The organism is Lentzea sp. NPDC102401 (assembly GCF_044765805.1).
Classification (GTDB): Bacteria; Actinomycetota; Actinomycetes; order Mycobacteriales; family Pseudonocardiaceae; genus Lentzea; species Lentzea sokolovensis.
Map to the genome: position 1 here is coordinate 49584 of NZ_JBIWKS010000024.1, position 17236 is coordinate 66819.

The window sequence follows — 17236 nt, forward strand, 5'->3', positions numbered from 1 at the left end:
GACAACGGTTTTCGCTCGAAAGGATGCCTGGAGTCATGCTGCGTCGCCGCCGCTCTGAGCGTGAGAAGCGCGTTCCGCGCCCGCCGGAGCCGCACGAGTCCGGTGCGACGCCTCCGGACATCCCGGCCGATCTGGTGCCCAAGCACATCGCGATCGTGATGGACGGCAACGGCCGTTGGGCGAACCAGCGCGGACTGTCGCGGGTGGAGGGGCACAAGCGCGGTGAGCAGGTCGTGCTCGACGTCGCGAAGGGCTCCATCGAGCTGGGCGTGAAGTGGCTTTCGCTGTACGCCTTCTCCACCGAGAACTGGAAGCGCAGCCCCGAAGAGGTCCGCTTCCTGATGAACTTCAACCGCGACGTGATCGCCCGCCGCACCGACGAGCTGGACGAGATGGGTGTCCGCATCCACTGGGCCGGCCGCTCGCCGAAGCTGTGGGGCAGCGTCATCAAGCAGCTGCAGGAGGCCGAGGTCCGCACGGCCGAGAACACCGTGCTGAACCTCGTGATGTGCGTGAACTACGGCGGCCGCGCGGAGATCGGCGACGCCGCTCGCGAGGTCGCGCGCCTGGTCGCCGCCGGGAAGATCAACCCGGACAAGGTCGACGAGCGCACCCTCGCGAAATACCTGTACAAGCCGGAGATGCCGGACGTCGACCTGTTCATCAGGCCGTCCGGTGAGCAGCGGATCTCGAACTTCCTGCTGTGGCAGTCCGCGTACGCCGAGATGGTCTACCAGGACATCCTCTGGCCCGATTTCGACCGCCGCGACCTGTGGCGCGCCTGCGAGAAGTTCGCGGACCGCGACCGTCGCTTCGGCGGTGCCGTCGACAAGCCCGGTGAGGAGGTGGCGTCGTCGTGAACGCGAGCGGTGAGGCCCTGGAGGCCGCACGCAAGGCGTTGGAGCTGTTCCACGACGTGTCCGTGGACGACGACGGCGCGCTGAGCTTCCGTCACGGCGACGTGCCGTGCGCGGTGCAGGGCATGGAACTGGCCGAAGGGCTGACTGTTCTCTCGCTGACGGTCGTCGTCGCGTGGGACATGCCTGCCGAGGCGGCCGGGTGGGTCGCTGAACGCGCTGGTCAAGGCCTGTTCGGCACGCTCGGCGTGATTCATTCCGAACGCGGCACGGACGTGATGCTGCGCTACGCGTTCCCGGCGGACGGCCTCAAGCCGGAACCTCTGAGCACGCTCCTCATGTTGGTCGTCTCGACCGCGTCGCAGGTGCGCGGCGAGCTCCTCTCCCGCTTTTCTTGAGAAAGGACCCTTCCATGGGTGGCGTGATCATTTACGAGCCGGAAGAGGACTCGGACGTCAACGAGTTCCCGTGGACCGTCACGTTCGAGCCCTCGGGCGGCGACGACTGGGACTCGTTCATCTGCGGCCCGTACGAGCGTGACCACGCCGTCGCGCTGGCCGAGGCAGTGGCGCTCGACGACGCCGAAGGTGGCGTGCTGGCCATCGTGAAGCCGATGCTGCCCGCGCTGTCGGCCGGGGACGTCTCCGCCACGATCGACGAACTCCGCGAAGCCGCCCTCGAAGAAGAGGCCGACGCCGAGGAGACCGTCAACGGCACGCCCGTCGACTTCGACGACGACGATCTCGAAGAGGAAGAGGCGGAGTTCGACGAGCCGCCCTCGCCCGAGGAGATCCGTGAGGGCATGGCGCGCCAGTACCGCCGCCTGCTCGACCTGGACGCGGACGCGGAATGACGATCACCGGCGAGATCCGCTCGTCGAAGCGGCGCTCAGGCCCGCCTCGGCTGAAGATCACGTCGTTGGAGGTGCTGTGCGGGATCCTCGTTCTCGCACTGCTCTTCCAGTCCAGGCTCGTCGATCTGCTCGACGTGCCGAAGCTGCGCACGGCCTCGACCGTGTTCGTGGCGATCTGCGTGCAGGCGATGCCGTTCCTCGTGCTGGGCGTGCTGATCTCGGGCGCCATCGCGGCGTTCGTGCCGGCTTCGGCGTTGCGTCGGTTGCTGCCTTCGAAGACGGCGCTGGCCGTGCCCGTGGCCGGTGTCGCGGGCATCGCGCTGCCGGGCTGTGAGTGCGCCTCTGTGCCGGTCGCCAAGAGGCTCATGCAGCAGGGGGTCGCGCCGGCAGTGGCGCTGACGTTCCTGCTGGCAGCGCCCGCGGTGAACCCGATCGTGCTGGTGTCGACCGCCGTGGCGTTCAACTACACCCCGATGATGGTCGTGGCCCGGTTCGTCGGCTCGTTGCTGACCGCGATGGTCATGGGCTGGCTGTGGGTGCGCTTCGGCAAGATGGAGTGGATCGCCGAACGCGCGCTGGCGCGGCTGGGAGATCATTCGGGTCAGAACAAGTGGGCCGTCTTCGCCGAGAGCGCGCGGCACGACCTCGTGGACGCCGGCGGGTTCCTGGTGCTGGGCGGGCTGTTCGCGGCCGCGTTCAAGACGTTCGTGCCGGTCGCGTGGATGCAGACGCTGGGCGGCCAGATCGTGCTCGGCGTGATCGTGATGGCCTTCCTGGCCGTCATCCTGGCGCTGTGCTCGGAGGCCGACGCGTTCGTGGCCGTCGCGTTCTCCGCGCTGCCGCTGCTGCCGCGCCTGGTGTTCCTCGTCGTCGGCCCGGCCGTCGACGTGAAGCTGATCGCGCTGCAGGCAGGTGCGTTCGGCAAGTCCTTCGCCTTCCGCTTCGCACCCGCCACGTTCGTGGTGGCGGTCCTGTGCGCCGTCGTGACAGGAGTGGTGCTGCTGTGAGGCGGGAAACCCAGAACATCCTGCTGGTCCTGCTCGGCGGCGCGCTGCTGAAGATCAGCTTCTCCGGGCTGTACCTCAGGTACGTGCAGAAGAGCCTGCTGCCGCTGCTCATCGCGGCCGGCGTGACCATGATCGGCCTGGCGCTGTTCGCGATCATCCGGGACATCCGCCGCGGCAAGGCCGCCGACGACGGCCACGAGCACTCGCACTCGTCGCGCTCGACGTGGCTGATGCTGCTGCCGGTCCTCGCGGTGTTCCTGATCTCGCCCCCGGCACTGGGCGGCGACGTCGTCAACTCGGCGGCCGACACGAACCAGACGCAGCGCTCCCGCAACCTGCTCGGCGAGCTGCCGTCCGGCGACGTGATCCCGTTGTCCATGACGGAGTTCGTCACGCGCACGGCGTGGGACGAGTCCGGCACCCTGGACGGCCGCCGGGTGAAGCTGACCGGGTTCCTGCTGCGCGCGGACGGCGACACGTACGTCGCGCGGCTCGCGATCTCGTGCTGCGCCGCCGACGCCCGCCCGTTGAAGGTGCGCGTGACCGGGGACGTGCCCGCGCTGCCGGACGAGCAGTGGGTCGAGGTGACCGGGCAGGTCGTGCCGAAGTCGGCCTCCGAGAAGAACTCGTGGGTGCCTAGCTTCACCGTCGAGTCGTTCACGGCCGTGGCCGAGCCGGTCGAGCCCTACGAGTCCTAGGCCGGCGACTCGCTCGTCACCGATATATCAGTTGCGGTGATCCCTGCTTGTCGGGCCTTTGCAACGAGTCTTTTGCGGCCGAAGTCCAAAGACCTGTTGCAAAGGTGCGGGTTGCGTGCGGGCCGTTCCTGTTCCAGCGGGGTTGGTCGCGTTCCGTGCGGGTGGTCGCCTTGCGAGGGTGGTCCTGCGGGTCGTGACGGAACTGAGCGGGGTTGCGATTGGGGCTTGACCTTGAGCCTCTGGCGGGATGCTGGACGGCCGGAAAAGGCGGGGCTGAAAAGCGCCCGGCCGTGCCCGTGGGGGGAGCATTCCGCCCACTCAAGGTCAAGCCCCAATCGCCTTGAGGGGCCCGAACCGCAACCCAGGCGGTAGAGGTTCAGACGGCTCGCTTCGCATCGCCACGCCAGGACTCGTACGTGGTTGCCTTGTAGTGGCTGGCGCCGGTTGGCATCGCGCGGGGCGGGATGCGGTGGCTGGCGCCGGTTCCAGCGGGGGTCGCGCTGGCGCGCGGACCGGTGCCTTGCGAGCCCATGTCGCCGTGCCGGTGCCGCGTCAGAGTCCTACTTGAGGCCCTTGGCCGTGCACTCCGCGCACGTGCCGAAGATCTCGACGGTGTGGCTGACCTCGGAGAAGCCGTTCTCGGCCGCCACCCGGTCCGCCCACTTCTCGACGGCGGGACCCTCCACCTCGACCGTGCGGCCGCAGTGGCGGCACACGAGGTGATGGTGGTGGTGCGCCGAGCAACGGCGGTAGATCGCCTCGCCGGAGTCGGTGCGCAGGACGTCGACCTGGCCTGCGTCCGCGAGGGACTGGAGTGTGCGGTAGACCGTGGTCAGGCCGATGCCCTCGCCGCGGCGGCGCAGTTCCTCGTGCAGTTCCTGGGCGCTGCGGAAGTCGTCGAGCTGGTCGAGCAGGTTCGACACCGCGGTGCGCTGCTTGGTGGACCTCAGTCCGGTCACAACTTCTCCTCGACGTGCGTCACAGCGTCCACCACGATGTGCGCCAGGTGTTCGTCTACCAGTCGGTACACGACCTCGCGGCCGTGTCTTTCGCCGTGCACCACGCCCGCCGACTTCAGCACGCGCAGGTGCTGGCTGATCAGCGGCTGGGCCACTCCCAGTGCCTCGACCAGTTCGTGCACGCAGCGGTCGTGTTCCCGCAGTTGCAGCACGATGGCGATGCGGACCGGGGCGGCCAGCGCGCGCAGCAGGTCGCCGGCCTCGGCGAGGGTGTGCGCGGAACGGGGTGGCGCGGGCGCGGGGGCCGCGCGTTCGGGGGAGTGCTCGCCGTGCAGCTGGACGGTCATGGCGGCGCACCTCACCTGGTAGGGATTTTCACAACCAATTCTACGGTGATGATGAGCAGTACGAGCAGGACCACCACGCGCAATGTGCGGTGAGCTGGGGAAAGAACCTTCCAGGTGGCTGCCAGCAGCACGCCGGCGCCCACGATCAGCACACCGAGCAGCACCGCGCCGAGGGTGCCGCCCACCAACACGCCGGTGATGAACAGACCGAGCACGAGCACGAACGCCACGACGGGGCGGACGCGCGCGAGTGGGCCGTCGCCGGGCAGGAGAGGGCGCTTGGAGGTCACCGTGCCATCCTTGCACCGTGCTGCTGGTGTGCCGCTTTCGCGTATCCGATCCCGAGTCGTTCACCTCGCGCGTCGAGCAGGCGTTGAAGCTGCTGACGGCTCAGCCGGGGTGCCGCAAGGGCACGCTGGCGCGGTCGACCGACGAGGACGACCGCTGGGTGCTGACCGTCGAGTTCGAGTCCGTGGTGGCCTACCGGCGCGCGATGTCGCCGTTCCCCGTGCGCGAGCACGTGATTCCGCTGCTGTCCGAGGCGCTGACCGACGAGCCCGCCATGTACGAGCCGAAGCTGACCAGTGCCGGCGGTGAGGTCGAGACGCACACGAGCGTGCTCGCCGAGGACGCGTTCACGGTGCGGCTCGGCGAGGCGGCGGGCCCGGCTACTCCTCGCTAGCGATCTTCGTCATCTCGGCGAGGAACTCCTCGTCGGAGCCGTCCGGCAGCAGTTCCAACGCCCTGCGCGCGGCCTGCGCGGCTTCGGCGGTGCGGCCGAGGATGTGCAGCGTCTTGGCCTTGCCGTACGCCGCGTACGGAGCGGGGGTCTGGTCGAACGCCGTCAGGGCGTCCTCGTAGCGCTCGTGCTCGAAGTAGTACCAGCCGAGGTTGTTGTGGAGCGGCCCGAGCCAGTGCGTCAGGTTCGGGTGCTCCGCGATCACGTCGAGCCCGACCTGCGTCCACTTCTCCGGGTCGTCGACCAGGGCCACCATGTGCGCGGCGTCCGCGGCGAACCACAGGTCGCCGCGCTTCTTCGCGAGGACGAACGCCGCCACGAACAGCGGTTGCGCCGCCTCCGGATCACCGCCGGAACGGTGCAGCCTGCCGCGTTCCAGCAACGCGCGCACGCGGCCCGTCGAGTCGGGGGACACGAGCGTCTCCGCCTCGTCGATCAACGCGTGACCTGCGGCGAAGTTGTCGCGCAGACCCTCGACGCGGGCCAGCTGGGTCAGCACCTCCGCGCGCCCGTCGTCGGTCGCCTCGTCGTTCAGCGCCGCGCGGAGCCGCGCCTCGGTGCCGCCCAGGTCGGCGAAGTCCCACAGCTCTCGCAGCCGGTCTTCCATCCGTGCAGGGTAAGGCTCCGGTCGCCCGTTCGGGGCGTGACGTGACGGGCTAGGCTTGAGCCCCCGATTCTCATTCGCCCGATGGAGTTCCCCTTGCCCGCCGATCGCATCGAGACCGTTGTCAGCCTCTGCAAGCGCAGGGGGTTCGTCTACCCGTGCGGGGAGATCTACGGCGGTACCCGCTCGGCATGGGACTACGGACCTCTCGGCGTCGAGCTCAAGGACAACATCAAGCGTCAGTGGTGGAACTTCATGGTCCGCGGCCGCGAGGACGTCGTGGGCCTGGACTCGTCGGTGATCCTGCCGCGTGACGTGTGGGTCGCCTCCGGTCACGTCGAGGCGTTCGTCGACCCGCTCGTCGAGTGCGAGTCGTGCCACAAGCGGTTCCGCGCGGACACGCTGTCCGAGGAGTACGCGGAGCGCACCGGCAAGGAGGTCGCCGAGGGCGACGTCTCCGACGTGCCGTGCCCCAACTGCGGCGTGCGCGGCACCTACACCGAGCCGAAGATGTTCAACGGGCTCCTGAAGACGCACCTCGGTCCGATCGAGACCGAGGAGGGCCTGCACTACCTGCGCCCCGAGACCGCGCAGGGCATCTTCACGAACTTCCTGAACGTGCAGACGACGTCGCGCAAGAAGCCGCCGTTCGGCATCGGTCAGATCGGCAAGTCGTTCCGCAACGAGATCACGCCGGGCAACTTCATCTTCCGCACCCGCGAGTTCGAGCAGATGGAGATGGAGTTCTTCGTCGAGCCGGGCACGGACGAAGAGTGGCACCAGTACTGGATCGACGAGCGCACCCGCTGGTACACGGACCTGGGCATCTCCAAGGAGAACCTGCGTCACTACGAGCACCCGAAGGAAAAGCTGTCGCACTACTCGAAGCGGACGGTCGACGTCGAGTACCGCTTCCAGTTCGGCGGCCAGGAGTGGGGTGAGCTCGAAGGCATCGCGAACCGCACCGACTTCGACCTGACGACGCACTCGAACCACTCGGGCGTCGACCTGTCGTACTTCGACCAGGCCACGAACTCGCGCTTCAAGCCGTTCGTCATCGAACCCGCCGCCGGTGTCGGCCGCCCGATGATGGCGTTCCTGCTGGAGGCCTACACCGAGGACGAGGCCCCGAACGCCAAGGGCGGCGTGGACAAGCGCGTCGTGCTGAAGCTCGACCGCCGTCTCGCGCCGGTCAAGGTCGCCGTGCTTCCGTTGTCGCGCAACGCCGACCTGTCGCCCAAGGCCCGCGACCTCGCGACGGCCCTGCGCCGCAACTGGAACGTCGACTTCGACGACGCCGGCGCCATCGGCCGCCGCTACCGCCGTCAGGACGAGATCGGCACGCCGTTCTGCGTGACGGTCGACTTCGACACGCTCACCGACCTCGCCGTGACGGTGCGGGAGCGCGACACGATGTCGCAGGAGCGCGTGGCGATGGACCAGCTGGAGTCGTACCTCGCCGCACGCCTGATCGGCTGCTAGCCGGGCTACTCCGTTCGGCCGAATCCGCTGCTACGCTGTGAAGTCACTTCGTCACAGCGTGCAGGGGGCGGGTAGTGGTCGAGGACAACCGCAGGTGGGGCTTCGAGGAAGCCGAGGACTGGGAGTACGAGGCAGGGCGGCGTGCCACACCGCCGCCCGCCGGCCCGCAACCGGACGACGCCGACGGCTGCGTCGGCACCGACGCGAGCGGTGCCGTCTCGGTGGTCGCCGAGCCCGACGGGCGGGTGCGCGCCGTCCGGCTCATCGAGCAGTGGCGCGACAGCATCGACCAGCGTGCGCTGGACGCGGCCGTGCTCGCCGCGGCCAACAACGCGACCATGCAGGCGTTGTCGCACTCGGTGGAGGCGCAGGGAGACCTGACGGCCGTCGAGCCGGTGCCGGTGAGCGCCGAGGTCGACGAGACGCCGTTCACCCGCACGGACGCGGAACGGCTGTTCGCCGCTGTGAACGCCGAGCTCGCCGCGTTCACGTCGAGCCTCGACCAGACGGTGAACGCGCCCGTGCGAGCCGAGAGCCGAGGTGGGCACGTCCGCGGCATCGCGCAGTCCGGTCAGGTCGTGCGCTTCGAGATCGACGACCGTTGGGTGCACGCGGCACCCAACGCCGAGATCGAGGGCGAACTCGCCGAGGTCCTGCGCACGCTGCACGTCCGGGGCACTCCCGCCGCGCAGCCGACCGGATCCGCCATCGCGGAGCTCCAGGCGCTGGCGAGCGACCCAGCGAGGCTGCTGCGGAAGGTGGGGCTGGCATGAGTGACGTGAAGGTCGCGCTGGAGGCGATGCGTGCGGACGCAGGACTGTGGTCGGCCGCCTCAGACAACGTGCAGGCGCCTCAGAGCGCCATCGGCGGGCTGACGCTGACCGGCCACGACGTGTCGATGTGGGCGGTCGACCGCGGCCTCGACCGCACGTACGAGAACGGCCGGGTCGTGCTCGAAGACCTGCTGCGCCAGGCGATGACGGCGTTCAGCGGCCTCGGTGACAGTCTGCGGGCCGCCGCCGACACCTACGAGCGCGAAGAAGACGCGAACCTCCACGACATGAACCGGCTCACGGGGGAGCTCAAGTGACCAATCCACTGGTGATGCAGGCCAAGGAGAAGGTCGAGGACGTCGACCGCAACATCAAGCGGTTCTTCGACGTCGTGAACGCCACGCTGAGCTGGGTGCCGCCCCCGCTGCAGTGGGTCATCGACAAGGTGCAGGACGGCATCCGGTGGCTCAACGAGAAGATCTCCGAGTTCTGGAGCCGGGTGAACCAGCTGTTCGACCAGCCCGGCGACTCCGATCGGCTGCGGCAGGTCGGCACCGGGTGGGTCGAGCAGGTTGGCAACAAGCTCGGCGACGTCGCGGGCACGATCACGCTCGACAAGATGCGCACGAACGTCGAGTGGGAGGGCCGGGCAGCTCGTGCCTACTCGGCCACGGTGCCGCCGCAGTCGCAAGGCCTGAACGCCGTGAAGGACGTCGCCAACCAGATGCGCGCTTCGCTGAACAGCCTGGCGAACTCGATCGACGCGTTCTGGATCGCCATGGGCGTCGCGTTCGCCACGTTCGTCGTGTCGGCCATCGGTGCGATCGCCGCGGCCTGCACGGTGGTCGGCACGCCCGCCGCGGTCGCCGCCATCGCGGGCGGGCTCACCGTCGCGATCGGCATCGTCGGCGCGACGATCATGGCACTGGAGTCGCACACCAACACGATCGAGACCGAGCAGAACGCGATCATGCAGAAGATCCACGACATCGGCCGCGAGTGGACCATGCCGAACATCGGTGACATGGGCGACGCCAGCGTCACCGACGGCGACGGTTCGGACTGGAAAGTCGACAATTGATGATCATCGGCCAGGGGCCGGCACCGCAGTGGGTGTGGGTGCCCGCCACGCGCGTCGAACGGATCAGGACGCGGCTGGCGCTGACGGGGCTGCCCCTCATCGGCATGGCGCTCGTGTTCGGGATCGTGCTCGTCGCGGTCGGGCTCAACCTCCCGTCGGCCCACAGCCCGATCAACGTCATCGGCGTGGTGACGGCCGGGATCGGCGCGTTCTGGGGGATCTTGTCCGGCGTGAGTCTCGCGACCGCACGGTCGTGCGCGCGAGGTGAGTACGTCGACGTGAACGGGGCCCGGCTGGTCCGGCGGTTGCTCGGAGTCTGGTGGCTCGGGGCGATCGTGTGCGCGATGGCGGCTTGGTTCTGCGAGGTCATGACGTTGAACAGCGATGCTCGGCCGGTGCCGTTCACCGTCGGATCCGCGGTGTACCTCGCGGTGCTGGGCCTGCTCGTCGTGCTGGGTGGCGTCGCGTTCTTCACCGCGCGCAAGGTGTTGCGGGTCGGCTGAGGCAACAATTCCCGGCGTTCTCGCGTGTAAGAGGCGTGACGGGGGAGCAGATCAGAAGGCGCGGCCTCGTGCAGGCCGCGGTGGGTGTGGCGCTGGTCGCCTGGGTGGTGGTGGCCTCGGCGCTGGCCGACGTCGGGAACCCGCAGGTCCTCGTGGGTGCGGCGGTGACGGGCGGGCTGGTGTGCCTGTGCGCGGTGGCGGGCGGAGTGGTGGCGACGCGGATCACCGACGCGGCATCGGCCGCTCGCCTGCGGCACGTGTTCGTCGTGTTCGAAGGGACCGCGCTGTCGCTCCTCTTCCCGTTCTACTGGTTCGGGCTCGGCCTCGAGCCGCCGGACGGGTCCGGATACTTCCTCGTGGGATTCGTGTTCGTGATCGTGCTCGCGATTCCGGTGGTCGCCGCGCTGGCGTTCGTGGTGCTGGGCAGCCGTGCCGTGCACATGACCGTCGTCGAGGCCTTCGGGCCGATCGTGCCGGACTCCGGGGCCGAGGCGCCTGCCCAGCGGATCAGGGTGCTCGGCACCGTGCTCGTCACGGCGGGTGTCGTGTTGTCGGCCGGGGTGCTGGCGGTGGCGTTCACGGCACCGCCGCTCTGGCTGGTGCTGGAACTCCCCGGCTTGCTGGTGACGCTCACGCCGGTGCTGCTCGGCGTGTTGCTGGTGCGTGTGCGGGACGTCTACGCGGCTCGGCGGAGGAACGTCGCCGCATACCTCATTCTCCCCGGCGCCTGCGGGTACGCGGTGGCCAAGGCCGCGTCCATCGGCGGCGCTTCGGGGATGCTGGTCGGCGGGCTGATCTTCGGCGCGGTCGTGCTCCTGGTGGTCGCGCTTCTCGTGGTGCGCGAGTTCACCGGAATGTGGGACCGGCCGTGGCAGGAGACCCGGCGGATCAGCCGTTGACGCCGAGTTTCGCCAGGACGGCCGTGGTGACGGCGTTGATCGACTGCCTCGCCGTCGTCCAGGAACCGGTCGGGTTCGTGGTGAGCACGGCGACGGCGTAGCGGTCGTCGAGCACGCCCGCGCTGTGCAGGTAGACCTCGCTCGGCAGGTAGTACATCCAGCCCTGCTTGGCGTAGGCGCCGGTGACGCCGAGCAGCCCGAACGCCTGGTCGAAGCCGTCGGCGGCGGTGGCGGGCGCCTTCGACAGCGCGCCGACGATCGCGTCGCGCTCCGGTGAGCCCAGGATGTGCTGGTAGAGCCGCACCATGTCGTTCGCGGTGATGACGACCTCTCCCCACTGCGACGGGTCGTCCGGGGCGTGCGTGCCGGTCAGGCCCGCTTCGGCGGCGACGCGGTCGATGGCGCCCATGCCGTCGAACCTCGTCCACAGCACGTCCATCGCGTTGTCGTCGCTCGCGCTCAGCGCCCGGTCGATGAGGTCGGTGTCGTCGGCCGACAGCTGCTGGTGCAACGCGTCGAACGCGAGGATGAGCTTCGCCAGCGACGCCGAGTAGAACTGCTTTTCGCCCTGCTCCGAGACGACCTGGTTCGTCTGGAGGTCCAGCACCGCGACGCCGACGTCGGATGAGCCACCCGCGGCCGCGACATCCGACATGTCCGTGGCTGATATATCGGATATCGCCGATGGTGATGAGCCCGTATCCGATATATCGGCGTCTCCGGGATCCAGCGAGCCGTCACCTGTGTCCAGCACATCGGGACCGCGCGATATATCAGCTGACGGCTTCCCGTGCGCGTGGCACGGCGCCGCCTCAGGGACGACGAACACGGCCGCCACGAGGAAGAGGATCAGAGCCCAGCGCACACTTCCAAGATCCGTCTCACAGGAGCCTGGTGTCGAGCTTTTCCTCCTGTGCGGTTGCTGAAGAATCCTCCCTGACCACCACGTATGCGCCGGAACCCTGCCGTTCCGTCACCGCCTCGACGAGCTCGGTGCCCCGGTAGAGCAGGCCGACGCCGTCGTCGGTGCAGTGCGTCGTCGGCAGCACTCCGGCGGCCACCGCATTGTGGATCTTCGGACGGCGCTGCTCCTCGGAGTCGTAGTGCACGCCGTTGCCGTAGGGCAGGAAGCCCAGGCCGTTCGTGACGATCCGGAGGTCCGGGCCGAACGAGTCCGTCGCGCCGCCCGTGTGCCAGCAGATCGAGCCCGCCGACACGCCGCTGAGCACGACGCCGGCCTCCCACGCCTTGCGGAAGACCGCGCCGAGGCCGTGCACCTCCCAGACCGCGAGCAGGTTCGCCACCGAACCGCCGCCCACCCAGACGACGTCGTGGGACAGCACGTAGTCCTCGAGGTCGTCGGTCGGCGGCATCGTGAAGAGGTTCAGGATCGACACGTCGACGCCCGCGACCTTGCCCGCCTCGGCCATGTTCGCGTTCATGTGCCGCTGGTCGCCACCTGCGGTGCCGACGTAGCACAGGCGCGGTGTGCGGCCGTCCACGCCGGAGAGGTCCAGGGCGAAGTGGATCAGTTTGTTGAACTCGACGAAGGTCCGGCGCCCTGAGCGCAAACCTCCGGAGGTCGCGAGGATGGTGGGCTGCTCAGCAGGCATGACGATGATCCTCGCAGGGGCGTCAACGCGGCACCCGCCCGGTCTGGGAGCATGCAGAGTGTGCGGACCACGCCCCTCAAGCCCCTCGCCCGGATTCGCCGGATCGTGTTGCGCCTCGTCTTCGGAGCGCTGGTCATCGGCGTGCTCGTGGGCGGCGGCACGGCGTTCCGCGTCTGGCAGGTCGCCCGAGTCGACGACTGGACGAAGGCCGACATGGCGATCGTCCTCGGTGCCGCGCAGTACAACGGCGTCCCGTCCGACGTGCTCGCGGCACGGCTGGAGCACGCGCTCGGCCTCTACCAGGAGGGCGTCGTCGGCTACATCGCCACGACCGGTGGCCGGCAGCCCGGTGACAACTTCACCGAGGGCCAGGTCGGCAAGTTGTGGCTGGTCAAGCGCGGTGTGCCGGAGGACAGGGTGCTGCAGGTCGGCGAGGGCGCGGACACGCTCGGGTCGTTGCGGGCCGTCGCTTCGGTCGCCAAGGAACGGGACCTGAAGACCGCCGTGATCGTCAGCGACCCGTGGCACTCGCTGCGCGCCCGCACGATGGCGGAGGACGCCGGCCTGCACGCCTGGACGTCGCCGACGCGCAGCGGTCCGAACGTGCAGACGCGCGAGACGCAGTGGTTCTACATCAAGCGCGAGACCGGAGCGTTGCTGTACTACCGCCTGATGAAGGCTCACGCGGGCGTGTTCGACGAGCTCAAGCTCCCTAAAATCGGCTGATGGGATACACCGGCCACGACGCGGAGCGCCTGCTCTCCGAAGACCCCAAGAGCGCCGCGCTGCCGGGCGCCCGCACCGACACGCGCACGCCCTTCTCCCGTGACCGAGCCCGCGTGCTGCACTCCGCGGCGTTGCGCAGGCTCGCCGGCAAGACCCAGGTCGTCGGCCCCGGTGAGGGCTCCGAGGTCACCGGTGTGCCGCGCACGCGCCTGACTCACTCGCTGGAGGTCGCGCAGATCGGGCGCGGCATCGGCGAGGAACTGGGCTGCGACCCCGACATCGTCGACACGGCCGGCCTCGCGCACGACATCGGGCATCCGCCGTTCGGGCACAACGGCGAGAGGGCGTTGAACGAGCTCGCGGGCCCGTGCGGCGGGTTCGAGGGCAACGCGCAGACGTTCCGCATCCTCGCGCGCCTCGAACCCAAGACCGCGCACGGACTGAACCTCACGCGTGCCGTGCTCGACGCGTCGACGAAGTACCCGTGGACGCGCACGCCGGGCATCGTGAAGTTCGGCGTGTACGACGACGACCTCGAAGTGTTCGAGTGGATGCGTGCGGGTGCACCGGACCGTGAGCGGTGCATCGAGGCGCAGGTGATGGACTGGTCCGACGACGTGGCGTACTCGGTGCACGACGTCGAGGACGGCGTGCTGGCCCACCGGATCAGTCTCGGCGCGCTCGCCCGTCCCGACGAACGGGCCGCCATCGCGTCGCTCGCCGCGAAGACGTTCTCCGACGAGTCCGTGGCCGCGCTCGAAGCCACCGCCGAGGACCTGCTGAAGCTGCCGGTGATCGAGTACTGGACCGACCGCGAGTACGACGGCTCGCTCGGCGCGCAGGTGGCGTTGAAGAACCTCACCAGCGAACTGGTCGGCCGCTTCGCCTCCGCCGCCGTCACCGCGACCAGGGCCGTGCACGGCGACGGATCGCTGACGAGGTACAACGCCGCGCTGGAGGTTCCGAAGCAGGTCGCGGCGGAGGTGGCGCTGCTCAAGGCGATGGCCGTCCGGTACGTGATGAGCGACCCGGCGCGCCTGGCCATGCAGGCGAAGCAGCGCGACCTGATCACCGATCTCGTCGCCCGCCTGATGGAGCGCCCGACGCTGCTCGACCCGGCGTTCCGTCCGGTGTTCGCGGCCGCTTCCTCTTACGCCGCAAGGCTTCGCGTCGTCATCGACCAGGTCGCGCTGCTCACCGACGCGCAGGCCGTGGCCTGGCACCGCGCATCGGCGTAGGTTCGAGGGGGTCCGTGCCGAAGTCCGATCCTCGGGGAGAATCTGTGACCGACCAGGCCGACTTCGCCCTCAACCTGCACCGCGTCGCCGTACCCGATCCGGCCTCGAACGCGTGCTGGTCGCCGTTCTCGGTGGCCGGCGCTCTCGCACTGGCCCGCGAAGCCGCCCGTGGCGAGACCCGCGCCGAACTCGACGGGCTGCTGCGGGACTTCGACGCCTCGGACGCCGTGGACGTCCCCGAACTGGCCGTCGCGAACACGTTGTGGGCCGACGACGACCTGACGATCGACCCCGGCTTCTCGCTCGCCGGTTCGGTGCGGCGCACGGCGTTCTCCGACCCCGCCACGGTCCGCAAGCTCGTCAACACCGACGTCGCCGAGACCACCCGCGGCCTGATCCCCGAACTGCTGACGGACGCGCCGCCCGCGGACGCCGCCGCGATCATCGTGAACGCCCTGTACCTCAAGGTCGGCTGGCTGAACCCGTTCTCCGACTGGGAGACCGCCGCGAAACCGTTCCACGCGCCCGGCGGCGACGTGGACGTGCCGACGATGAAGGTGACCGAGAAGTTCCGCTACGCCCGCCACGACGGCTGGCAGACGATCGTGCTGCCCGCCGACTCGGGCGTCGAGACGCTGATCCTGCTGCCGGACGAGTCGCTGGACCAGCCGCTGAGCCCGTCCGTGCTCGCCGCGCAGAACTTCACCCGGCTCGAACTCTCACTGCCCAAAGTGGACGTACGGGCGAGGTTCAACCTCAAGAACACGTTGCGGCAGCTCGGGGTCGAGCGCATGTTCACGCGCGACGCCGACTTCTCCGGCCTCTCACCGGACGAGCGGATGTTCGTCGACGACGTCGTGCACGAGGCCGTGCTGCGCCTGGACGAGCAGGGCCTCGAAGGCGCGGCGGCCACCGCCGTCACCTTCCGGACGGTGTCGATCGAGATCCCGGTGGACCCGATCGTGGTGACCGTCGACCGGCCGTTCCTGGTCGCGGTGCGGCACGCGCGGTCCGGCGCGATCTACTTCCTCGCGCAGGTCGCCCGTCCATGACCGATCAGACGACCTTCGCGCTGGACCTCCACCGCGTCGCCGTGCCCGATCCCGATGCCAACGCGTGCTGGTCGCCGTTCTCCGTCGCCAGTGCGCTCGCACTGGTCCGGGAGGCCGCTCGCGGCAAGACCCGGGAAGAACTCGACCTGCTGGTCGGCGGGTTCGTCTCCGAGGACGCGCTCGACGTCGAGGACCTGGTGGTCGCGAACACGTTGTGGGCCGACGACACCCTCGCGCTGAACCCCGATTTCTCGCTGGCGTCCTCGGTGCGGCGGGCGCATTTCGCCGATGCCAAGACCGTGCGCAAGCGGGTGAACGCCGATGTCGCCGAGTCGACCCGCAACCTGATCCCGGAGCTGCTGCCGCCTCCGAAGCGCCCGTACGACGGGGCGATCATCGTCAACGCCCTCTACCTCAAGGCCGGGTGGAAGACCGCGTTCAGCGCGGGCAAGACGAAGCCGAGGGTGTTCCACGCCCCTGGCGGCGACGTCGAGGTGCCGACGATGAAGGTGACGGCCGTCCTCGGCTACTCCAGGACCGAGGGCTGGCAGACGATCGCGTTGCCCGCCCGTTCGGGAGTGGAGGCGCTGGTGCTGCTGCCGGACGAGTCGTTGGAGCAGCCGCTGCACGCCGCCGCGTTCGAGGTGCGGGAGAGCACCGCTGTCGCGCTGTCACTGCCCAAGGTGGATGTTCGGGAGAAGTTCGAGCTGCGGGAGACGTTGGAACAGCTCGGAGTGGGCACGATGTTCTCGCCGGACGCCGACCTCGGTGGACTCTCGCCCGACCCGCTGTTCGTGAGTGCCGTGATCCACGAGGCCGTGCTGCGCCTCGACGAACGGGGCCTGGAGGGTGCGGCCGCGACCGCCTTGGTGAAGGGCAGGGGTGCGTTACCGAGGAAACCGGTGGACCCGATCACCGTGCAGGTGGACCGGCCGTTCCTCCTCGCCGTCCGGCACACCCACTCGAAAGCGATCTACCTTCTAGCTCAGGTCGCCCGTCCGTGACCACTTTCGGGGTCCATTCGCCCTGATGACGAGCGTTTCGCGCGGCGAGATCATGATCATGCCTTTACCGTTCCAGCATGACCCAGCACGGTGCCGGCGAGCAGCTCGTCGTGCTCGCCGCGGCGGGCGCCACCCAGATCACCTGCTTCAGCGGCGTCACCATTCCCGTCCTGCTCAGAACCGAGTGCTACGCGAAGGCGCTGGCCGGGGCGCTGGGCCTCGCACCGACGCCGGAGCTGCAGCGCGACGGCGTGTTACCGCGGTGCGTGTTCTTCATCCACGAGTACGCGCTGCAGACCGTGGTCGGCGGCAACCGGCTGATGGAGGACCAGGTCCTGCACCTGCTGTTCCACGCGCCGTCGATCCGGATCGTGCCGGCCAGCGCGGGCGGTGCGGCGGCGGTCGGGCTCGACTACGCGCTCATCCAGTACGAGCACGAGCCGCCGCTGGTATACCTCGCGAACTGGACGCTCGCCAGTGACGCCGCGACCGTGGAACGGGCCGTGGCCATCTTTCAGCGCATGCACGCCGTCGCTCTCGACAACGAGCGGTCGCGTGACGTGCTGATGGAGTACGTGGCCGTCTACGACCGTTAAGGGGTGTTGCGGCGCAGGAACAGCCGCATACCGTCCTCGCCCGGAAGCGCGCACAGCAGCAGCTTGACGTTCTGGTGCCGCACCGGAACCGCGCACGAGTCGCCTGCCAGCAATGTTCCCGCGAGCAGGCCGGCCGACTCGTGGTCGATGTCCAGCACGAAGTCGTTGCTCATGGATGGACCCTATGAGCTGGCCGCCTCGCAAC

24 protein-coding genes are annotated in these 17236 nt (G+C 69.1%); 17 read left to right on the forward strand and 7 right to left on the reverse strand.

From position 1 onward, the window contains the following. Positions 1 to 35: 35 nt before the first annotated feature. The 5 genes from ACIRG5_RS46820 to ACIRG5_RS46840 are packed head-to-tail and all read left to right on the forward strand — an operon-like array spanning position 36 to position 3415. The gene (locus ACIRG5_RS46820; protein WP_319978621.1) at positions 36 to 860 is read left to right on the forward strand and encodes an isoprenyl transferase; all 825 of its coding nucleotides are present in this window, start codon (positions 36 to 38) and stop codon (positions 858 to 860) included. Beyond that, on the forward strand, positions 857 to 1255 hold the full coding sequence (locus ACIRG5_RS46825) for a YbjN domain-containing protein (RefSeq protein WP_402917771.1): 399 nt from the start codon (positions 857 to 859) through the stop codon (positions 1253 to 1255). The genes ACIRG5_RS46820 and ACIRG5_RS46825 overlap by 4 nt, the downstream gene beginning before the upstream one ends. Positions 1256 to 1278: 23 nt before the next feature. After that, positions 1279 to 1710, forward strand: a complete 432-nt coding sequence (locus ACIRG5_RS46830) for a hypothetical protein (RefSeq protein ID WP_319978620.1) — start codon at positions 1279 to 1281, stop codon at positions 1708 to 1710. After that, on the forward strand, positions 1707 to 2717 hold the full coding sequence (locus ACIRG5_RS46835) for a permease (protein WP_402917775.1): 1011 nt from the start codon (positions 1707 to 1709) through the stop codon (positions 2715 to 2717). Before ACIRG5_RS46830 ends, ACIRG5_RS46835 begins: the two co-directional genes overlap by 4 nt. Then, positions 2714 to 3415 carry a TIGR03943 family putative permease subunit gene (locus ACIRG5_RS46840; protein ID WP_402917778.1) on the forward strand — a complete coding sequence of 234 codons (702 nt, stop codon included), beginning with the start codon at positions 2714 to 2716 and terminating at the stop codon, positions 3413 to 3415. The genes ACIRG5_RS46835 and ACIRG5_RS46840 overlap by 4 nt, the downstream gene beginning before the upstream one ends. Positions 3416 to 3975: 560 nt before the next feature. Here the strand turns inward: ACIRG5_RS46840 and ACIRG5_RS46845 are convergent. The 3 genes from ACIRG5_RS46845 to ACIRG5_RS46855 are packed head-to-tail and all read right to left on the reverse strand — an operon-like array spanning position 3976 to position 5011. Next, on the reverse strand, positions 3976 to 4374 hold the full coding sequence (locus ACIRG5_RS46845) for a Fur family transcriptional regulator (protein ID WP_090100492.1): 399 nt from the start codon (positions 4372 to 4374) through the stop codon (positions 3976 to 3978). Then, positions 4371 to 4721, reverse strand: coding sequence for a helix-turn-helix transcriptional regulator (locus ACIRG5_RS46850; protein ID WP_089950753.1), 351 nt, complete (start codon positions 4719 to 4721; stop codon positions 4371 to 4373). Before ACIRG5_RS46850 ends, ACIRG5_RS46845 begins: the two co-directional genes overlap by 4 nt. An 11-nt stretch (positions 4722 to 4732) precedes the next feature. Next, on the reverse strand, positions 4733 to 5011 hold the full coding sequence (locus ACIRG5_RS46855; RefSeq protein WP_330270226.1) for a hypothetical protein: 279 nt from the start codon (positions 5009 to 5011) through the stop codon (positions 4733 to 4735). Between the two features lie 17 nt (positions 5012 to 5028). Between ACIRG5_RS46855 and ACIRG5_RS46860 the strand changes: the two genes are divergently transcribed. Next, positions 5029 to 5403, forward strand: a complete 375-nt coding sequence (locus ACIRG5_RS46860; protein ID WP_402917784.1) for an antibiotic biosynthesis monooxygenase family protein — start codon at positions 5029 to 5031, stop codon at positions 5401 to 5403. Here ACIRG5_RS46860 and ACIRG5_RS46865 read toward each other — a convergent pair. Further along, the gene (locus ACIRG5_RS46865) at positions 5390 to 6067 is read right to left on the reverse strand and encodes a hypothetical protein (protein ID WP_319978615.1); all 678 of its coding nucleotides are present in this window, start codon (positions 6065 to 6067) and stop codon (positions 5390 to 5392) included. The genes ACIRG5_RS46860 and ACIRG5_RS46865 overlap by 14 nt on opposite strands. A gap of 93 nt (positions 6068 to 6160) precedes the next feature. On the opposite strand from ACIRG5_RS46865, the gene ACIRG5_RS46870 reads away from it, so the two are divergent. The 6 genes from ACIRG5_RS46870 (at position 6161) to ACIRG5_RS46895 (ending at position 10802) form a co-directional block, all read left to right on the forward strand. After that, positions 6161 to 7546 (forward strand): glycine--tRNA ligase, encoded by a 1386-nt coding sequence (locus ACIRG5_RS46870; RefSeq protein ID WP_093600740.1) that lies wholly within the window; start codon positions 6161 to 6163, stop codon positions 7544 to 7546. A 74-nt stretch (positions 7547 to 7620) separates the two neighbouring features. Beyond that, complete coding sequence (locus ACIRG5_RS46875; protein WP_402917787.1) at positions 7621 to 8319, forward strand: hypothetical protein; 699 nt, start codon at positions 7621 to 7623, stop codon at positions 8317 to 8319. Continuing rightward, positions 8316 to 8636, forward strand: a complete 321-nt coding sequence (locus tag ACIRG5_RS46880) for a hypothetical protein (RefSeq protein WP_402917790.1) — start codon at positions 8316 to 8318, stop codon at positions 8634 to 8636. Before ACIRG5_RS46875 ends, ACIRG5_RS46880 begins: the two co-directional genes overlap by 4 nt. Further along, entirely contained in the window at positions 8633 to 9400 is a 768-nt protein-coding gene (locus tag ACIRG5_RS46885; RefSeq protein ID WP_402917793.1) for a hypothetical protein, read from the forward strand. Before ACIRG5_RS46880 ends, ACIRG5_RS46885 begins: the two co-directional genes overlap by 4 nt. Beyond that, on the forward strand, positions 9400 to 9903 hold the full coding sequence (locus ACIRG5_RS46890) for a hypothetical protein (protein WP_402917796.1): 504 nt from the start codon (positions 9400 to 9402) through the stop codon (positions 9901 to 9903). Before ACIRG5_RS46885 ends, ACIRG5_RS46890 begins: the two co-directional genes overlap by 1 nt. 35 nt (positions 9904 to 9938) lie before the next feature. Further along, positions 9939 to 10802, forward strand: a complete 864-nt coding sequence (locus ACIRG5_RS46895; RefSeq protein ID WP_402917799.1) for a hypothetical protein — start codon at positions 9939 to 9941, stop codon at positions 10800 to 10802. Here the strand turns inward: ACIRG5_RS46895 and ACIRG5_RS46900 are convergent. Both ACIRG5_RS46900 and ACIRG5_RS46905 read right to left on the reverse strand, forming a co-directional pair. After that, positions 10792 to 11667, reverse strand: coding sequence for a serine hydrolase (locus ACIRG5_RS46900; RefSeq protein WP_402917802.1), 876 nt, complete (start codon positions 11665 to 11667; stop codon positions 10792 to 10794). The two genes, ACIRG5_RS46895 and ACIRG5_RS46900, sit on opposite strands and share 11 nt — an antisense overlap. Before the next feature lie 16 nt (positions 11668 to 11683). Then, positions 11684 to 12415 carry a Type 1 glutamine amidotransferase-like domain-containing protein gene (locus ACIRG5_RS46905; protein WP_402917804.1) on the reverse strand — a complete coding sequence of 244 codons (732 nt, stop codon included), beginning with the start codon at positions 12413 to 12415 and terminating at the stop codon, positions 11684 to 11686. Positions 12416 to 12475: 60 nt separating this feature from the next. Between ACIRG5_RS46905 and ACIRG5_RS46910 the strand changes: the two genes are divergently transcribed. From ACIRG5_RS46910 to ACIRG5_RS46930, 5 genes are all read left to right on the forward strand, one after another. After that, entirely contained in the window at positions 12476 to 13141 is a 666-nt protein-coding gene (locus ACIRG5_RS46910) for a YdcF family protein (RefSeq protein ID WP_319978606.1), read from the forward strand. After that, positions 13141 to 14379 carry a deoxyguanosinetriphosphate triphosphohydrolase gene (locus tag ACIRG5_RS46915; RefSeq protein WP_402917807.1) on the forward strand — a complete coding sequence of 413 codons (1239 nt, stop codon included), beginning with the start codon at positions 13141 to 13143 and terminating at the stop codon, positions 14377 to 14379. The genes ACIRG5_RS46910 and ACIRG5_RS46915 overlap by 1 nt, the downstream gene beginning before the upstream one ends. A 44-nt stretch (positions 14380 to 14423) precedes the next feature. After that, on the forward strand, positions 14424 to 15431 hold the full coding sequence (locus tag ACIRG5_RS46920; protein WP_402917810.1) for a serpin family protein: 1008 nt from the start codon (positions 14424 to 14426) through the stop codon (positions 15429 to 15431). Then, the gene (locus ACIRG5_RS46925) at positions 15428 to 16435 is read left to right on the forward strand and encodes a serpin family protein (RefSeq protein ID WP_402917813.1); all 1008 of its coding nucleotides are present in this window, start codon (positions 15428 to 15430) and stop codon (positions 16433 to 16435) included. The genes ACIRG5_RS46920 and ACIRG5_RS46925 overlap by 4 nt, the downstream gene beginning before the upstream one ends. Positions 16436 to 16512: 77 nt before the next feature. Further along, positions 16513 to 17031, forward strand: a complete 519-nt coding sequence (locus tag ACIRG5_RS46930; RefSeq protein ID WP_319978602.1) for a Scr1 family TA system antitoxin-like transcriptional regulator — start codon at positions 16513 to 16515, stop codon at positions 17029 to 17031. On the opposite strand, the gene ACIRG5_RS46935 is transcribed toward ACIRG5_RS46930, so the two are convergent. After that, positions 17028 to 17204: a hypothetical protein gene (locus ACIRG5_RS46935; RefSeq protein ID WP_157512840.1), complete on the reverse strand. Its 177-nt coding sequence runs from the start codon at positions 17202 to 17204 to the stop codon at positions 17028 to 17030. The genes ACIRG5_RS46930 and ACIRG5_RS46935 overlap by 4 nt on opposite strands. Between the last annotated feature and the right edge of the window lie 32 nt (positions 17205 to 17236).

Excerpts from the sequence above, each read along its gene's own strand:
- ACIRG5_RS46865 (WP_319978615.1), bottom strand. The coding sequence starts at position 6,067 with ATGGAAGACCGGCTGCGAGAGCTGTGGGACTTCGCCGACCTGGGCGGC.
- ACIRG5_RS46850 (WP_089950753.1), bottom strand. The coding sequence starts at position 4,721 with ATGACCGTCCAGCTGCACGGCGAGCACTCCCCCGAACGCGCGGCCCCC.
- ACIRG5_RS46935 (WP_157512840.1), bottom strand. The coding sequence starts at position 17,204 with ATGAGCAACGACTTCGTGCTGGACATCGACCACGAGTCGGCCGGCCTG.
- ACIRG5_RS46915 (WP_402917807.1), top strand. The coding sequence starts at position 13,141 with ATGGGATACACCGGCCACGACGCGGAGCGCCTGCTCTCCGAAGACCCC.
- ACIRG5_RS46905 (WP_402917804.1), bottom strand. The coding sequence starts at position 12,415 with ATGCCTGCTGAGCAGCCCACCATCCTCGCGACCTCCGGAGGTTTGCGC.
- ACIRG5_RS46890 (WP_402917796.1), top strand. The coding sequence starts at position 9,400 with ATGATCATCGGCCAGGGGCCGGCACCGCAGTGGGTGTGGGTGCCCGCC.
- ACIRG5_RS46835 (WP_402917775.1), top strand. The coding sequence starts at position 1,707 with ATGACGATCACCGGCGAGATCCGCTCGTCGAAGCGGCGCTCAGGCCCG.
- ACIRG5_RS46880 (WP_402917790.1), top strand. The coding sequence starts at position 8,316 with ATGAGTGACGTGAAGGTCGCGCTGGAGGCGATGCGTGCGGACGCAGGA.
- ACIRG5_RS46925 (WP_402917813.1), top strand. The coding sequence starts at position 15,428 with ATGACCGATCAGACGACCTTCGCGCTGGACCTCCACCGCGTCGCCGTG.
- ACIRG5_RS46930 (WP_319978602.1), top strand. The coding sequence starts at position 16,513 with ATGACCCAGCACGGTGCCGGCGAGCAGCTCGTCGTGCTCGCCGCGGCG.
- ACIRG5_RS46820 (WP_319978621.1), top strand. The coding sequence starts at position 36 with ATGCTGCGTCGCCGCCGCTCTGAGCGTGAGAAGCGCGTTCCGCGCCCG.